Here is a 15,794-nt window from a genome sequence, read left to right on the forward strand (position 1 = left end):
TCTCCCTCATTTCCTTAAACTGCTGTTATAAGTTTATCGATATCAATAAATGTAACTATTCTATCTTTGAAATTTATAACACCTTTTTCATATGATTTTCTATTTTCATTTTCAATGTTTTCAATAATGTCTTCATCAACATCCAAAACTTCATCTACTTCATCTACTGAAACTCCTACAAGTTCTTCTTCTAGTTTTAATATTATAGTACTCTGCTGCTGTGAGCTATTTTCACCAATTTCTAAAAGTAAATTTAAATCAAGCATTGATAATACACTACCTCTTAAATTTATAAGTCCCTTCACATATTTTGGTGAGTTAGGAACTTTTGTGATAGTCATAGCTTCGCTTATTGTCTGTACTCCTGAAGTTTCCACCGCAAATTGTTCGTCTTTTAATTTGAAAATAACTACTTGCATACTTTTCACCCCCAATAAACTTAATATAGTGATTTAGCCAACAACTTTTGTTATAGCTTCAAGAACTCTATCTGCTTGAAAAGGCTTAACGATAAAATCTCTAGCCCCAGCTTTAATTGCATCCATTACCATTGTTTGTTGTCCCATGGCACTACACATGATTACCTTAGCAGCTGGATCAAACTCTTTTATAGCCTTTACAGCTTCAATTCCATCCATATCAGGCATTGTTATGTCCATTGTAACCACATCAGGTTTTTCTTTTTTATACAATTCTACTGCTTTAATACCATTGCTTGCTTCCCCTACTATTTCAAACCCATTTTTCTCTAATATATCCTTAATCATCATTCTCATAAAAGCAGCATCGTCAACAATTAATACTCTTGCCATTTTTTCAACCTCCAAACTAATTTATTCCTAGTGTATTTAATATTTTTTCAAGTGACCCAGGCATTGGTATGTAATAAAAATGCCCACTAAGTTTTTTTGAATCATCTCTTAAAAATTCTGTTTCAAAATCCAAAACATTATCATCAAATTGACCTGATTCAATAAACGTCGTTGATAATATTGCACCCATCATATCAAACGAAAATGCTGGTACAGATGGTGTCATAAGTAATCCTGTGAATTTACTTATAGCATTCATATATGAACTTGATATTATATTACCAATTTCACATAAGGCTGATGCACCAAACTCATTTACTTCCTTTGCTTTTTCACCTGTAAGAGTTTCTATTACATCAAAGGCAGTATCCTGTTCAAATACAAACAAGATATTACCTGGAGTATCTCCAAGAACCCTTACCATTACACCTACTGCAACCTCTTCACTGCCAATTGTTGTAAAAATCTCATTAAATGATATTACATTAACTTCTGGTACTGTCATGTCAACTTTCATATTCAAAAGTTGAGATAGCGCAGTTGCTGCATTTCCTGCACCTATATTACTAACTTCACTTAACGCATCAAGTTGTAAAGGTGTAAGACTTGAATAATTCATAAAACTCCTCCTATACGAAGGCAGCGACATCTAAAATCAATGTTACAAAACCATCTCCAAGTATTGTTGCTCCAATATACTCTTTTAAATTCTTAAGAGTTTTGCCAAGCGGTTTTATTACAATATCCTGTTGGCCTTGAAGTGAATCAACTAATAGTCCTGCCATTTTTTCACCAACTTTAACAACAACAATATAAACTTTTCCATCACTTGCCTTTTCAAGCCCTAGTTTTTCATTTACTCTTACAATAGGAAGGACATTACCTCTATATATTATTACTTCTTTGTTATTGGTCTTTTTAATATCCTCTTCCTTATAATCTATAACACTATCAATATAGTTTAATGAGATTGCTAAACTCTCACCACCTATTTTTACTAAAAGAGCAGTTATAATCTGTAATGTAAGTGGTAATTTTATTGTAAAAGTTGATCCTTTGCCCTCTTCACTTATTACATCTACAGTTCCTCCAAGTGCAGAAATTTTTGTTTTTACAACATCCATTCCTACTCCTCTTCCAGATATATCTGTAACGACTTCGTTTGTGCTAAAGCCCTGGGCAAAAATCAAATTTTTAATGTCATTTTCATTCATCCCATCAGTGTTTATGCCACTTTTTTCAGCTTTTGCTCTAACTTTCTCAACATTAATACCAGCACCATCATCTTGAACTTTAATAACAGCTTTTGTTCCTTCTTGATAAGCTATTAGTTTTATTTTTCCTGTAAGTGTTTTACCACTTGCTGCTCTTTCTTCTTTACCTTCTATTCCATGATCTGCAGCATTTCTTAATAGATGTATTAGGGGTTCTCCTATTTCATCTATTACTGTTCTATCTAATTCAGTGTCTTGTCCCTCTATTATTAATTCCATATCTTTATCTAGTTCAACTGATAAATCTCTTATAAGTCTTGGAAATCTGTTGAACACCGTATCAAGTGGCAACATTCTTATTTTCATAACTAAATCTTGTAGATCATTAGTAGTTCTTGCAACCTGTTCAATAGTCTCATTTAATTCAGTTAATTTAAAGCTACTACTTATTTGTTCAAGTCTTGTCCTATTAATAACAAGTTCTGAAACCATGTTTAAAAACTTATCTAATCTTTCAAGATCAACTCTTACAGATTGATGCATTTTTTTATGTTGCTCTGGTGCTTTTTTCTGCACTGCTGGTTTTGTCTTTTCTTTTGCAGGTTTAACTTTTGCTTCCACTGTCTTTGGTGCTTCCTCTACTTTAACTTTTGGTTTTTCATAATTTGCTTTGAATTTATTCACATCAATTTCATTAACTTCAACTTTGTCAATTTCAGATATGTCAAGAAGTAATTTCTTAACATCATCTTTTTCCTTATGCGTAACATATACAAGTTTTATTTCAAAGTCAAAATTTTCATTTTCTAAGTCTTCTGTACTTGGTATTGATTTTATAATTTCTCCAAGTTCCTCGAGGCTTTTAAATATCAAAAAAGCTCTAGCTGACTTAAGAAGTGTGCTCTCACTTATTAATATATCAATGTCAAAAGCATTATAACCTTTCTCTATGGCTTGCTTTATTACATTTATATCATATTCATTAAGATCTATTGCTTCAGAATCTTTTTTTTCTTCTTTAATATCTGGTTCTTTTGGCTGAAGTTTTTCTTCTGATGTCGGTTCTTTTTTACCATCTTGTACATTTTCTGATATAGCTTCTAACTTTTTGATTAACTCATCCACAGGTAATTCTTCTTCATTACCATTAGATATTCCATCAACCATTTGTTCTAATGTATCAAGACATTTAAATAATACTGTTACTACTTCTTGTGTTACCTTTAACTCTCCAGTTCTGAATTCTGAAAGTACATCTTCCATTTTATGAGTTAATTCTGCCATTCTGTTAAAACCCATAGTGGCAGCCATTCCTTTAATTGTATGTGCAACCCTAAATATTTCATTTAATTTATCTACATTATCTGGAGATTGCTCAAGTTGAAGTAAAGCCTCATTTAATGTTTGTAAATTGTCCATTGATTCTTCCAAAAACATAGATAAATATTGAGAAGTATCCATATATTATCCTCCTTATAGTTTTCTATATATAAAAGTAGAAGCCTTTTCAAAACCGTAATCTTTATAATTATATATGCTTTCTGTTGCCCCTACAAATAGTAAACCACCTTTTTTCAATGAATCACTAAATTTTTCATAAATCTTTTCTTTAATATCTTGATTAAAATATATTACTACATTTCTGCATACAATTAAATCAAAACCTTTTTCATAATTATCTAAAATTAAATCATGCTTTTTAAATGTTACCATATTTTTAATTCTTGTGTCTATAAAATATTTGTCATCACTCTTTTTAAAATACTTATCCAAATTATTTTTTTCGACATTTTTTATTTCACTTAAAACGTATTCGCCTTTTTTAGCTTTTTCTAAAATTGTTGTATCTATATCTGTAGCTATTATTGAACTTTTGTTACCATTGTTTAAACTATCTAATATTATTGCTAGCGAATAGGGTTCTGCACCAATAGAGCATGCTGCACTCCATATTTTTAGATTTTTATTTTTCTCTCTAGAATATATTTCGACTTCTTTTTGAAGTTCTTTAAATAATTCTGGATTTCTAAAAAATTCTGTTACATTAATTGTAATAAAGTCCAAAAACTTTTGTCTTTGTCCATAATCGGTTTTAAGTAATTTTACATACTCATCTATATCATGGACTCCAACTCTTGACATTAAACTCAGAATTCTTCTATGAAGTTGATTTTCTTTATACGCAAATAAGTTAATCCCAAATTCTTTGTGAACCCAAGTTTTGAACTGTTCTAAATCCATAATTATCTCCTTCCCTTTACTATATCTACAATTTCATCTGCTACTTTGTCAATTGGTAAAACGAAATCAACAGCACCAGTTTCAAACGCCATCTTAGGCATTCCATATATTACGCATGTTGATTCAGCCTCTGATATAGTATACCCTCCGTTTTGTTTAATAATTGAAGTACCTTCTGCTCCATCTCTACCCATTCCCGTTAGCACTGCACTTACAATACTTGGTCCATAAACTTTAGATGCTGATATAAAAAGTTTATCCACTGCAGGTCTTACTCCCCAAATTGAAGGTTCTGTATTAAGATGAATTTTCCCATCATTCCAAACCTCCATATGATAACCACCAGGGGCTATATAAACTACATTGTTATCATAAGTAATACCATCACTAGCTTCTACCACTTTTATTTCACTATTTGCATCTAATCTTTCTGCAAATGCTTTTGTGAATCCAACTGGCATATGTTGTACTACAAATACCGGCACACCTAATAACTTAGGTAATTTAGTTATCACATTATATAACGCCTTTGGTCCTCCTGTAGATGCACCAATAACTACAGCTTTTATTTTCCCAAAAGAAGTATTTTGGATTTTGCTTACATAATCTGTTTTATCAATTTTATTTCTTGTTGGTGTTTTAGCTTGCCCATCTTTTAGAGAAAAGGCTGAGTATGCGCTCTTAACTTTTAAAATCAATTCATCAGCTACTTTATTAATATCTATTGATATTACACCAGATGGTTTTGATATAAAATCAAAGGCACCATAATGTAATGATTCCATTGTTTGTTTTGTTCCCTCCTTAGTAAGGCTACTAAGCATTATTATAGGTATGTTAATGTTAGTCGTTTTAAATTTTTTTAATACTTCTATGCCATTCATTAATGGCATTTCTAAATCAAGTGTAATGACATCAGGTTTTTTTCTTGCTAATTTTTCAAATAAATCTACACCATTTCTAGCTGTATCTATAACTTCAATAGCTGGATCTTCATTCAAAATATCTGATATTATTTTTCTCATTAGCGCTGAATCATCAACAACTAAGACCTTTATATTTTTCAAAATCCATCACTCCATTATAATTCTTTTTCTCCTAGACCCACGGTTCTAATTTTTACAACAAAGCACGTAGTATCAAGAATCATAGTCCTACCTTTATTTCCACCAACATCTTCACTTATTATAGGTATATTCAATTTTTTTAATGTTTCTCTAACTGCTATACCATTTCTATTTCCAATATCCATATTCATACTTTTATCAGAAAAGTTGAACATAGATGCACCACCTGCAATTTTAGCCTTAATGTTTTTTAAGTTTGCCCCTTTTTTAATCATTATTTCTACTAAAGTAGGAATAGCAAGATCTGCAAATTTGTTTGAATTTGTAATATTAGTAAATTGTTTGCTTTCAGGCAACATTATATGTGCAAGTCCACCAATTTTATTAATTTTATCATATAGCCCTATTCCTATACAGGAGCCAAGTCCCACAGTTATTAATCTGTCTGGCGGAAACGCAACATTTAAATCTGCTATTCCTATTCTTATCTCTTTAACATTTTCCATATCTTCACCCTATCAAATTTCTATAATAATGCTTTCTCTTCCTCCGTTAGAATATTAGCAAGATTAAGGAATATTATTATTTTACCATCTAGTTTTATTAGTCCTTTTATGTATCTTTTTGAGAGTCCACTTACTACTGCTGGTGTGTTTTCTATATTATCTTTTGTTACATTTTTAACTTCAGAAACTGAATTCACTATTACCCCAAATTTTCCATCGTTTTGTTTTGAAACTATAATTTTTGATTCATGCGTTAATTCTTGGTCATTCAATTTAAATCTTTTTGCTATAGATAAAATAGGAAGTATACCCCCCTCATAATTTATAAGACCATCTACAAATTCAGGCGAATCTGGAAGTCTTGTTGTATCTTCATATCCAAGTATTCTCTCAACCTCTCCAATATCTGTTGCATAATATTCACCACCTACAACAAAAATTAATATTTTAAGTTCAGGTTCATTCATTTTCTTTCCTCCTCGAATTCATCCTAATGTAAAATCTATATCTAATATACCTTCTCACCTACTAAAGCAATAGCTTATCTACTACCATATCTCCTTTGCTATCTAAATAAGCGCGAATTTCTTTACATGGTTCTTCAAATACATATTCCCTATTTCCTATAACAAAAGTTGTATTTTGATATGCTATTTCAGCATATATTTTGCCACTTGCTCCTACCATTATCTTTGTTGAAACTCCACCTAAACTCCCTATTGTTCCACATTTAATCTCATCATTAGCCTTTACTATTCCACCTCTTGCTATACTATTGGGCTGTAAAAACCTAACATAATCCTTGGCAATAATTTTCGAAACATATTGACCTTTTCCACTTATAATTACGTTTCCTGAACTTTGAACTGTTGAATCTTGTAAATAGCCAATAGTAACACTAACTGGCATAGCCAATCTATCTTTAATTTCATCTATATTATTAATTAGCAATAAACTTATATCTGTTAATTCATCTGAACTTTTTATTTGTAATGGTCCTAATCCCAAAAGCTTATCTTTTAATAACTTCCTTAAATCTATTAATTCACTTTCTTCAAAGCTTTTATATTTTAAAATTTCAATGCATATGTTTTGCAGTTTTTTAAATTTATTTTCAATTAAAGCTTTCGTTATTTCGCCATAAGAAATTTTTTCACCTAACAATTTGTAATCTTTAACTTGTTTTGTTGCCTCTATTAGTTTAATAATATTTTCATTAAGGCTCGTATACATATCAAGTTCTTGAAGTTTTGTTATGTCTTCTCCACCTGCTAAAATTGTAGAAAATATAACATTTTGTGCAACCGTTACATTTCCTTTGGCATGTATTTGTGAATTTTCCATGTTTTTCAGTACTTCAATACTATTTCCTGATTCAACTAGCATTCCTTCTTTTATATCTCCACGTATTAATATATCTCCATTAAACTTTATGTTTCCCGTGTTTATGTCTACATCTGTGGATATTTCATGTACATTAACCACTGAAATTTTATTGTTTAAAAATTTAGGTTTGCCATTTCTGTCTGCAATAACCGTGTTTTCATCTTGAAATAGACAACCTTCACCAATTATTATATTAATTTTTTTTCCATTATTTTTCTTAATTTTATGTCCATATATATCAATTCCATCTTCGCCATTTTTGCCATCAATTTTAATAGCAAGTATACTTCCCTTTTCAACTGAATCTACAAAACCAATACTTTTAAAGTCCACAGTTCCATTTCTATCTTCACTAAATGGTTTCACATCGTTTATTTCAAATTTAAATTCTAAAACATCATCTGTATCATTAATAACCTCTTGTCCTTTAGCAATAAGAAGATGCTCAGCACCTTGAATGTCACAACATTTTTTAATATTGTCCTCTAAAATTCCATATACAATTCTATTTTCTTTCAAAATGTTTATAATTTCATCTTTTTTATATGTTGGTGGATACTCTCTATCAGCTTCCTCCACATCTAAAGTAACACTTTCACTTTCATTGACATCTCTAAGCTTGTATTTTATTTTTTCTCTATATATAACTTTTGCATAAGCTTCCAGATTATTTGCACTTGTTGATATTTCTATACTTCTTTTAGGTTCTGGGTGTTCTTCAATTATTACTTCAATTTTATTTATACTTTTTACATATGTTTTTCTTTTCTTTTCTTCACCATCAACTATTAACTTAACCTTAAGTGATGGTATTAAAAGTGCTGGTTCTCCATCTTCCTCTGGATCTTTTACTATTATTTTACCATTTTCTATTCTCAAAGTCCCATGTTTTTTACAATTTATATCTTCATTCTCTAATATATCTTCATTTTTCAACTTTTCTTTTGATTCAGTTTCTATAGTTTTAACTAAAATAGAAACACTTTTTTTAAATAGCCACTTCTTTTCTTCTATAATTTCATATTGCAGTTCATCTTCTCTAATTCCAAGTTCTTTACAAGCCTCATCAATACATTCCTTAAGAGATGAGCTCCTATACATTTTTTCACCCATCATTCATACCCCCATTAACATAGTAATAAAATACATGTTACATTGCCTTACTATCCCATATAATTTATCGTTAAAAGTCGCACAAACTTTATTGCTTATTGCATATATTTTCTAAATATTTTTATGAAATTTAATGAGTAATTAAAATTGAATTTAAATACGATCACTTGGCACAGAATCTCCTCTAACATAATTGCCCTCCAAAAATAACGGAAAACCTTGACTTAAATAATATTATCATATACGTGCCATTTTATAAACAGAGTAATGAATATATAAATGAAAAATTACATAATAATATAAATGATATTGTTATACTTATAAATATCCTGTATTATTACAAAAAATTATGTTAATGACAATTGATGTTTATGTTTGCAGCATATATAAACTAGTTCCATGGAAAAAATTCATTGATAATTGTTATTAAATAATATATAATATAGATAGATAAAATTTTAACATTCTTATTTTTACATAAAGCAATATATATTGTATCAAAAATATATATTTTAAATTGGAGGTAGTTTACCATGAAAACTAATACTAAAATTTCAATAATCGGAGCTGGCTTTGTAGGTTCATCTACAGCATTCGCACTTATGAGTTCTGGACTCGCTACAGAAATAGTTATTGTTGACATTAATAAAGAAAAAGCTGAGGGAGAAGCAATGGACCTTGCTCACGGCGCTTCTTTCGTTAAGCCAGTGGAAATAAAATCAGGCGACTATAAAGATACTGCTAATTCTGATATAGTAATAATAACAGCTGGAGCCGCACAAAAACCTGGGGAAACTAGATTGGATTTGATAAGTAAAAATTATAAGATTATGGGTTCTATAGTACCTGAAATTGTAAAATATAACCCCAATGCAATTTTATTAGTTGTTTCAAATCCAGTTGATATACTTACTTATATTGTATACAAACTTTCAGGTTTTCCGAAAGAAAGAGTTATAGGTTCTGGAACTGTACTTGATACGTCAAGGTTTAAATATATGCTAAGTGAGCATTTTAATGTAGATACACGGAACATTCATACTTATATTATAGGTGAACACGGTGATTCTGAAATTGCCACTTGGAGTCTTACAAATATTGCTGGTATGAATGCACATGACTATTGTAAATCCTACTGTAATAAATGTGACGGCATTGAACATTTACACATAGATGAAGATGTTAAAAATGCTGCATATGAAATAATAAAAAGAAAAGGCGCCACTTATTATGCTGTTGCACTCGCTGTAAAAAGAATTGTAGAGGCAATACTTAGAGATGAGCATTCTATATTAACAGTTTCTTCTCTATTAAATGGCCAATATGGTATTAATGATATCTATCTTGGAGTTCCAAGCATTGTTGGAAGTTCCGGAGTAAAAAATATCATTGAGGTTCCTCTTATTAGTTCTGAATTAGATGCATTAAAATCTTCTGCAGATAAATTAAAAGAATCTCTATCCACTACTATAAAATAAAAAATAAAGATTCTTCTGGAGGTGCCAGAAGAATCTTTATTTTTATTCTTTATTCTTTATTCTTATTCTTTCTAATGTATTCTTCTATTTCCTTATCGTAACCTGCCATAATATTTTTTATAACCTCATTGTCAGCTGAATTAAATTTTACATTTTCAACCGATTTAATAGGCAATACTTGTGGAGATGTTCCAGAAATAAACATTCCATCTAATCTATCTATATTTTTGTAATTAAACTCTTTTTCAATTACACTGTATCCACATTTTTTAATAACCTTTATAATAATATCTCTAGTTATACCTGGCAACACTTTTTCAATCGGTGATGTAAAAACATTATTTTTTTCTATCATAAATATATTTGACTTACTACCCTCTGTTATATTACCATTTCTGTCGACTAATATAGCTTCATATACCTGTTTTTCTTTTATTTTAGCATCAACCCTGTCTCTAAAACTAAGATTTATAACTTTAGCATTTGGATTGTCTCTTTCTCCATGGAAAAAGATAGTCTCTACTCCATTTAAATAATCTGATTTTTCAGGATAATTATGTTTTAAAAAATAAGCATAAAAATCACATTTTTCATGAAAGAAATTAAAAACTAGTTTTATGTTACCCAAATCACAATGATTTTCTTTTATCAATTTATATATTCTTTCTTTGATTTCTTCTATTCCATAAGGTAGTTTCAAATCCATAAGCTTTTCAGAATTATTTAATCTATTCATATGCTCTTCTAAGAACACTGGAACCCCATCAATTATCCTAATAACTTCATAAAGAGATTTACCTTTTAACATAAATTCATCATTAAAATTTTCGCTTTCCTTAATATCCTCATTATATAAATAGTATTTTCTATAACTAACGTCCACAATAAGCATCCCCTATATAATATTATTTTATTTACTTCCAATTTAATATCTCTATATTCTCTTTTTTCTTTTTAGAGTTTATAAGGTACGGATGTCCTACAAGTTTAAGTAATGGTAAATCTGAAAGTGAATCTGAGTACATATATGAATTTTTAAAATCAACCTCTATATTTTCTTCTTTTAAAACCTCCATCAATCTTCTCACTTTTTCTTCACCTTTATTGTTTTCTCCAATTATCTCTCCACTATAATACCCATCAGTAAATTTAAATTTAGTTCCAATAATTTTATCTACTTCTTTAATGTTATATAATTCATTCAAATAAAATTCGGCAGAAGCTGAAATTAAATATATCTTGCATCCTTCACCTTTAAGTTTTTTCATAGTATCTATGGCATCCACATAAAATATTTTACTTAACCTCTTATCATAAAATTCCTTCACAAGCTCTTTTAACTCATTCTCATGTATATTTCTAACAAATGACATAAAGTACCTTTTAGCATCTGCTGCGGTCATAAGCCTTATAGCATATAATAATGAAGCTCCAAAGCTTTTAGGAATATGCAGTATTAATTTTGGCTTTTTACTTATGAGAAACATAAAAAATTCAAATAATGTTTCTCTCTTTGTTATTGTATAATCAACATCAAATATTGCTAATTTCTCCATAGTATCTTTTCTCCTCTTTATATTATGTATTATTATTATTTCCAAGATTACTACAATTACTATAAAATTAAAGAGCCGCCTAGTAAACTTTGGCGACTCCTTAATAATATTATTATTTTTCTAATGTTGATTCATAGTAAGCAGTTGCCGCTTTAAATTCCTCATCTTCAGGAACAACGAGTTCTCCCTCATCGCCTTCACCAACTACTTTAAATAAAAACACTGAACCATCTTGTGGGTTTTGTACCAATGCAAATTCTGCATCATTATAAGAAAAGCCGTCTATAACTTCACATGGAACTACGTTGCCATGTTCATCTTCTAATTCAACTACAAGTGCTTCATGATCATGTTCTCCACAACCACAATCGCATTCGCCATGGCTATGTCCATGTTCTTCTCCGCAGCCACATTCTTCATGATTATGTTCGTGAGTATGTTCTTCTCCACAACCACAACCACAGCTTACTGTATTTTCTTTTTCGCTCATATAAATTTACACCTCCATATTTGTGTTATGTTATAATTCTACCCTTAAACTCCAAATAATAAAAGCTTTTTTTTGTTTTTTTTATTTTTATTTTGTAAAGTAAGGTTTTTTTTCGTAACAGTTAGAGATTGCGAAACAAAGACTAAAGAATTCTAGCATAGCTAAAGCTAGATAAAAAGATTAAAGAAAGCCTTCGGCAATCTTTCATCTTTCTACTCACGTAGCAGAGTAAAAATCTTTAACCAGGTACTTCGCACTTTCTCTATATTACAAAAAAATAGAGAAGTAAAACTCCTCTATTTTTATTTTCTATTTACCAGCTAAAGCTTTGTATCCTGCTAATCTCTCCTTAGCATCTCTTTCAGTTTTAGCATATAATTCATCTGCTTGATCTGGGAATGCTTTCTTAAGTGAAGCATATCTTACTTCTCCTAATAAGAATTCTTTAAAGTTACCAGTTGGGTCTTTTGAATCTAAACTAAATGGATTCTTTCCTTCTTGTTTAAGCGCTGGGTTAAATCTATAAAGCCCCCAATATCCACAGTCAACGGCTTTCTTAGATTCAAGTTGACTACAACCCATGCCGGCTTTTAATCCGTGGTTTATGCATGGAGAATAGGCTATTATTAATGATGGACCTGGATAACTTTCTGCTTCAGCTATAGCTTTAATGGTCTGATTTTTATCAGCACCCATAGATATTTGTGCAACATACACATATCCATAAGACATAGCCATCATGCCAAGATCTTTTTTCTTAGTCCTTTTACCACTAGCAGCAAATTGTGCTATTGCAGCTGTTGGAGTTGATTTTGAGGATTGGCCTCCAGTATTCGAATAAACTTCTGTATCAAATACAAATATATTTATATCTTCACCTGATGCTAGCACATGGTCTACACCACCGTAACCTATATCGTAAGCCCAACCATCTCCACCGAAAATCCATTGAGATCTCTTAACTAAATATTCTTTTCCTTCTAATAATTCAGCTACAAATTCATTGTTCTTTTCTGCTTCAAGTAATGGTATAAGTTTATTAGCAGCAGTCCTTGAACCATCAGCTATATCTATATTGTCTAACCATTCTTTAGCAGCAGCTTTTAACTGTGAACTTACATTTGACTCTACTAATTTAGCAGCGGCACCTGCAAGTCTTTCTCTAATTTGTTTAACACCTAAATACATACCCATTCCAAATTCAGCGTTGTCTTCAAATAATGAGTTAGCCCAAGCTGGTCCATGACCTTTGTGATTAGTAGTATAAGGAGTTGCTGGTGCGCTACCACCCCAGATTGAAGTGCAACCTGTAGCATTAGCAATCATCATTCTGTCCCCGAATAATTGAGTTATAACTTTAGCATATGGAGATTCTCCACAACCTGCACAAGCACCACTGAATTCTAGTAGAGGTTTCTCAAATTGGCTACCCTTTACTGTTGTCTTGTTCATTGGGTTTTCTTTGTGTGAAAGCTTTAATGCATATTCAAAGTTAGTTTGTTCTTTGTATTGAGTTTCAGCAGGTTTCATAACAAGAGCCTTTTCTGGTGCTGGACAAATCTGAGCACAGTTCCCGCATCCAGTACAATCTAGTGGAGAAATCTTTATTGCAAAGTTCATTTTTCCAGAAGTTTTAAGTCCCATAGCCGGTTTGCTTGTGAAACCTTCTGGAGCATTATTAACCTCTTCCTCTGTTAATAGAAACGGTCTTATAACAGCATGTGGGCATACAAATGAACATTGATTACATTGGATGCACTTATCTACAATCCATTCAGGAATATTGATAGCAATTCCTCTCTTTTCATAAGCAGCAGTACCATTTGGATAAGTACCATCTTCCATACCATCAAATATACTTACAGGAAGTTTATCTCCTTCTTGCCTATTCATTGGTTCAAGCATTTCAGTAATGAATTTAGGATTATTCTTTGATGCTGCTGCTTCATCTTTGGCATCTTTCCAGCTCGCTGGAACATCTATTTTAACTATAGCATTAACCCCTAAATCTATAGCATCATGGTTCATTTTAACAACTCTTTCACCTTTTTTGCCATATGAAGTTACAACAGCTTCTTTTAGGTATTTAACCGCATCTTCTACTGGTATAATGTTTGCAATTTTGAAGAAAGCTGATTGCATAATCATATTGATTCTTCCACCAAGACCTATACCTTGTGCTATCTTAACAGCATCTAATGTATAGAAGTTAATATTATGGCTAGCAATAAATCTCTTCATTGAAGCTGGTAAATGTTCTTCAACTGCAGCTCTATCCCATATGCAGTTAAGAAGGAAACTTCCATTATCCTTTAATCCTGCAAGAAGATCATATTTATAAACATAAGATTGGTTATGACATGCTATAAAGTCCGCTTTGTTTATTAAATAAGGTGACTTGATTGGTGATTTACCGAATCTTAAATGAGACATTGTTATACCACCAGATTTTTTAGAATCATATGCAAAATAACCTTGAGCGTACATATCTGTATGGTCTCCGATTATTTTAATAGCACTCTTATTAGCACCAACAGTACCATCTGATCCTAATCCCCAGAACTTACAAGCTGTAGTCCCAACTGGAGTGGTATCAATTTCTTCTCCTCTTTTTAATGAAGTGAAGGTAACATCATCATCGATTGATAATGTAAATCCACTTTTAGGAGATTTTTCATTTAAGTTATCATAAACAGCTACGATATCACTTGGCAATGTATCTTTTGATCCTAAACCATATCTTCCACCTACTATAAGTGGCTTCATATCACTGCTGTAGAATGAAGTTACAACATCTTGATAAAGTGGTTCTCCGTTACTTCCTGGTTCTTTTGTTCTATCAAGAACAGCAATTTTCTTTACAGTTTTAGGTATATATTTTAAGAAATGATTTACTGAGAAAGGTCTATACAGATGTACTTTAAGTAAACCTACTTTTTCCCCCTTAGCATTTAAATAATCTATTGTTTCTTCAGTTGCATCACAGATTGAACCCATAGCTATTATGATTCTTTCAGCATCCTCAGCTCCATAGTAGTTAAATAAATGATATTCTCTCCCAGTTATTTTACTTATTTCGCCCATGTAGTTTTCAACTATTTCTGGAAGTGCATTGTAATATTTGTTTGACGCTTCTCTTCCTTGGAAGTATACATCAGGATTTTCTGCAGTACCCCTAGTTACTGGGTGTTCTGGATTTAAAGCATTTTTTCTAAATGCTTTAACAGCGTTCATATCTAATAAAGGTCTTAAATCTTCATAATCCATAACTTCAACTTTTTGAATTTCATGGGAAGTTCTAAAACCATCAAAGAAGTTTACAAATGGTACTTTGCCTTTTATTGCAGCTAAATGTGCAATAGCAGATAAATCCATAACTTCTTGAACACTGCCTTCTGCGAGAAGGGCAAATCCTGTTTGTCTTGCAGCCATTACATCTTGGTGATCTCCAAATATGTTTAATGCATTTGTAGCTAGCGCCCTAGCACTTACATGTAAAACTGCGGGTAAAAGTTCTCCAGCCATTTTATACATATTTGGTATCATAAGAAGTAATCCTTGAGAAGCTGTATATGTAGTTGTAAGAGCTCCTGCTTGAAGTGAACCATGAACCGCACCAGCGGCACCTGCTTCTGATTGCATTTCCATTACCTTAACTGTTTGACCGAATAAATTTTTTCTTCCTTGTACTGCCCATTCATCAACATGTTCTGCCATTGGTGAAGATGGTGTTATGGGATAGATTGCTGTAACATCAGTAAAAGCATAAGATATATGAGCTGCTGCAGTGTTTCCATCCATTGTTTTAGTTTTCTTCACGTAAACCCCTTCTTTCTCATATTTTAATTAACTATAAGCGCTAGCTATAAAAAAATTATCACTTTAAATAGTTTAACCATTTTGTAAATAATTATTTTCTTTAGTTTTGAAA

General features: G+C 31.1%; 14 protein-coding genes. 1 reads left to right on the plus strand and 13 read right to left on the minus strand.

The features are described 5' to 3' along the window. Nucleotides 1-14: 14 nt before the first annotated feature. From B8978_RS02260 to B8978_RS02300, 9 genes are all read right to left on the minus strand, one after another. Nucleotides 15-419: a chemotaxis protein CheW gene (locus B8978_RS02260; RefSeq protein ID WP_084113657.1), complete on the minus strand. Its 405-nt coding sequence runs from the start codon at nt 417-419 to the stop codon at nt 15-17. A 33-nt stretch (nt 420-452) separates the two neighbouring features. Then, complete coding sequence (locus B8978_RS02265; RefSeq protein WP_084113658.1) at nt 453-812, minus strand: response regulator; 360 nt, start codon at nt 810-812, stop codon at nt 453-455. A gap of 16 nt (nt 813-828) precedes the next feature. Then, a complete protein-coding gene (locus B8978_RS02270) occupies nt 829-1,431 on the minus strand; it encodes a chemotaxis protein CheC (protein ID WP_084113659.1) in 603 nt (200 codons plus the stop codon). A gap of 10 nt (nt 1,432-1,441) precedes the next feature. After that, entirely contained in the window at nt 1,442-3,487 is a 2,046-nt protein-coding gene (locus tag B8978_RS02275; protein ID WP_084113660.1) for a chemotaxis protein CheA, read from the minus strand. Between the two features lie 12 nt (nt 3,488-3,499). Next, entirely contained in the window at nt 3,500-4,267 is a 768-nt protein-coding gene (locus B8978_RS02280; RefSeq protein WP_084113661.1) for a CheR family methyltransferase, read from the minus strand. A 2-nt stretch (nt 4,268-4,269) separates the two neighbouring features. Further along, nucleotides 4,270-5,334, minus strand: a complete 1,065-nt coding sequence (locus B8978_RS02285) for a protein-glutamate methylesterase/protein-glutamine glutaminase (protein ID WP_084113662.1) — start codon at nt 5,332-5,334, stop codon at nt 4,270-4,272. 14 nt (nt 5,335-5,348) lie between these two features. Further along, complete coding sequence (locus B8978_RS02290; RefSeq protein WP_084113663.1) at nt 5,349-5,840, minus strand: chemotaxis protein CheD; 492 nt, start codon at nt 5,838-5,840, stop codon at nt 5,349-5,351. A 20-nt stretch (nt 5,841-5,860) separates the two neighbouring features. Further along, nucleotides 5,861-6,307: a chemotaxis protein CheW gene (locus B8978_RS02295; protein ID WP_084113664.1), complete on the minus strand. Its 447-nt coding sequence runs from the start codon at nt 6,305-6,307 to the stop codon at nt 5,861-5,863. Nucleotides 6,308-6,368: 61 nt separating this feature from the next. Beyond that, nucleotides 6,369-8,342, minus strand: a complete 1,974-nt coding sequence (locus tag B8978_RS02300; RefSeq protein WP_084113665.1) for a flagellar assembly protein A — start codon at nt 8,340-8,342, stop codon at nt 6,369-6,371. A 530-nt stretch (nt 8,343-8,872) separates the two neighbouring features. Here B8978_RS02300 and B8978_RS02305 point away from each other — a divergent pair. Next, nucleotides 8,873-9,817: an L-lactate dehydrogenase gene (locus B8978_RS02305; protein WP_084113666.1), complete on the plus strand. Its 945-nt coding sequence runs from the start codon at nt 8,873-8,875 to the stop codon at nt 9,815-9,817. Between the two features lie 49 nt (nt 9,818-9,866). Here the strand turns inward: B8978_RS02305 and B8978_RS02310 are convergent, their stop codons facing one another. The 4 genes from B8978_RS02310 to nifJ all read right to left on the minus strand — a co-directional run bounded on the left by B8978_RS02310 (nt 9,867) and on the right by nifJ (nt 15,682). After that, on the minus strand, nt 9,867-10,709 hold the full coding sequence (locus B8978_RS02310) for an aminotransferase class IV (protein ID WP_084113667.1): 843 nt from the start codon (nt 10,707-10,709) through the stop codon (nt 9,867-9,869). Nucleotides 10,710-10,731: 22 nt separating this feature from the next. After that, complete coding sequence (locus B8978_RS02315; protein WP_084113668.1) at nt 10,732-11,373, minus strand: HAD-IB family hydrolase; 642 nt, start codon at nt 11,371-11,373, stop codon at nt 10,732-10,734. A gap of 112 nt (nt 11,374-11,485) precedes the next feature. Continuing rightward, nucleotides 11,486-11,863: a DUF1292 domain-containing protein gene (locus B8978_RS02320; RefSeq protein WP_084113669.1), complete on the minus strand. Its 378-nt coding sequence runs from the start codon at nt 11,861-11,863 to the stop codon at nt 11,486-11,488. A 309-nt stretch (nt 11,864-12,172) separates the two neighbouring features. Beyond that, nucleotides 12,173-15,682, minus strand: coding sequence for a pyruvate:ferredoxin (flavodoxin) oxidoreductase (gene nifJ, locus B8978_RS02325; RefSeq protein WP_084113670.1), 3,510 nt, complete (start codon nt 15,680-15,682; stop codon nt 12,173-12,175). Nucleotides 15,683-15,794: the final 112 nt, after the last annotated feature.

Origin of the sequence: Clostridium acidisoli DSM 12555 (assembly GCF_900176305.1) — a bacterium.
GTDB classification, from domain to species: domain Bacteria; phylum Bacillota; class Clostridia; order Clostridiales; family Clostridiaceae; genus Clostridium_I; species Clostridium_I acidisoli.

Coding starts and splice junctions, on each gene's coding strand:
- B8978_RS02260 (WP_084113657.1), bottom strand. CDS start 419: ATGCAAGTAGTTATTTTCAAATTAAAAGACGAACAATTTGCGGTGGAA.
- B8978_RS02265 (WP_084113658.1), bottom strand. CDS start 812: ATGGCAAGAGTATTAATTGTTGACGATGCTGCTTTTATGAGAATGATG.
- B8978_RS02270 (WP_084113659.1), bottom strand. CDS start 1,431: ATGAATTATTCAAGTCTTACACCTTTACAACTTGATGCGTTAAGTGAA.
- B8978_RS02275 (WP_084113660.1), bottom strand. CDS start 3,487: ATGGATACTTCTCAATATTTATCTATGTTTTTGGAAGAATCAATGGAC.
- B8978_RS02280 (WP_084113661.1), bottom strand. CDS start 4,267: ATGGATTTAGAACAGTTCAAAACTTGGGTTCACAAAGAATTTGGGATT.
- B8978_RS02290 (WP_084113663.1), bottom strand. CDS start 5,840: ATGGAAAATGTTAAAGAGATAAGAATAGGAATAGCAGATTTAAATGTT.
- B8978_RS02295 (WP_084113664.1), bottom strand. CDS start 6,307: ATGAATGAACCTGAACTTAAAATATTAATTTTTGTTGTAGGTGGTGAA.
- B8978_RS02300 (WP_084113665.1), bottom strand. CDS start 8,342: ATGATGGGTGAAAAAATGTATAGGAGCTCATCTCTTAAGGAATGTATT.
- B8978_RS02305 (WP_084113666.1), top strand. CDS start 8,873: ATGAAAACTAATACTAAAATTTCAATAATCGGAGCTGGCTTTGTAGGT.
- B8978_RS02310 (WP_084113667.1), bottom strand. CDS start 10,709: ATGCTTATTGTGGACGTTAGTTATAGAAAATACTATTTATATAATGAG.
- B8978_RS02315 (WP_084113668.1), bottom strand. CDS start 11,373: ATGGAGAAATTAGCAATATTTGATGTTGATTATACAATAACAAAGAGA.
- B8978_RS02320 (WP_084113669.1), bottom strand. CDS start 11,863: ATGAGCGAAAAAGAAAATACAGTAAGCTGTGGTTGTGGTTGTGGAGAA.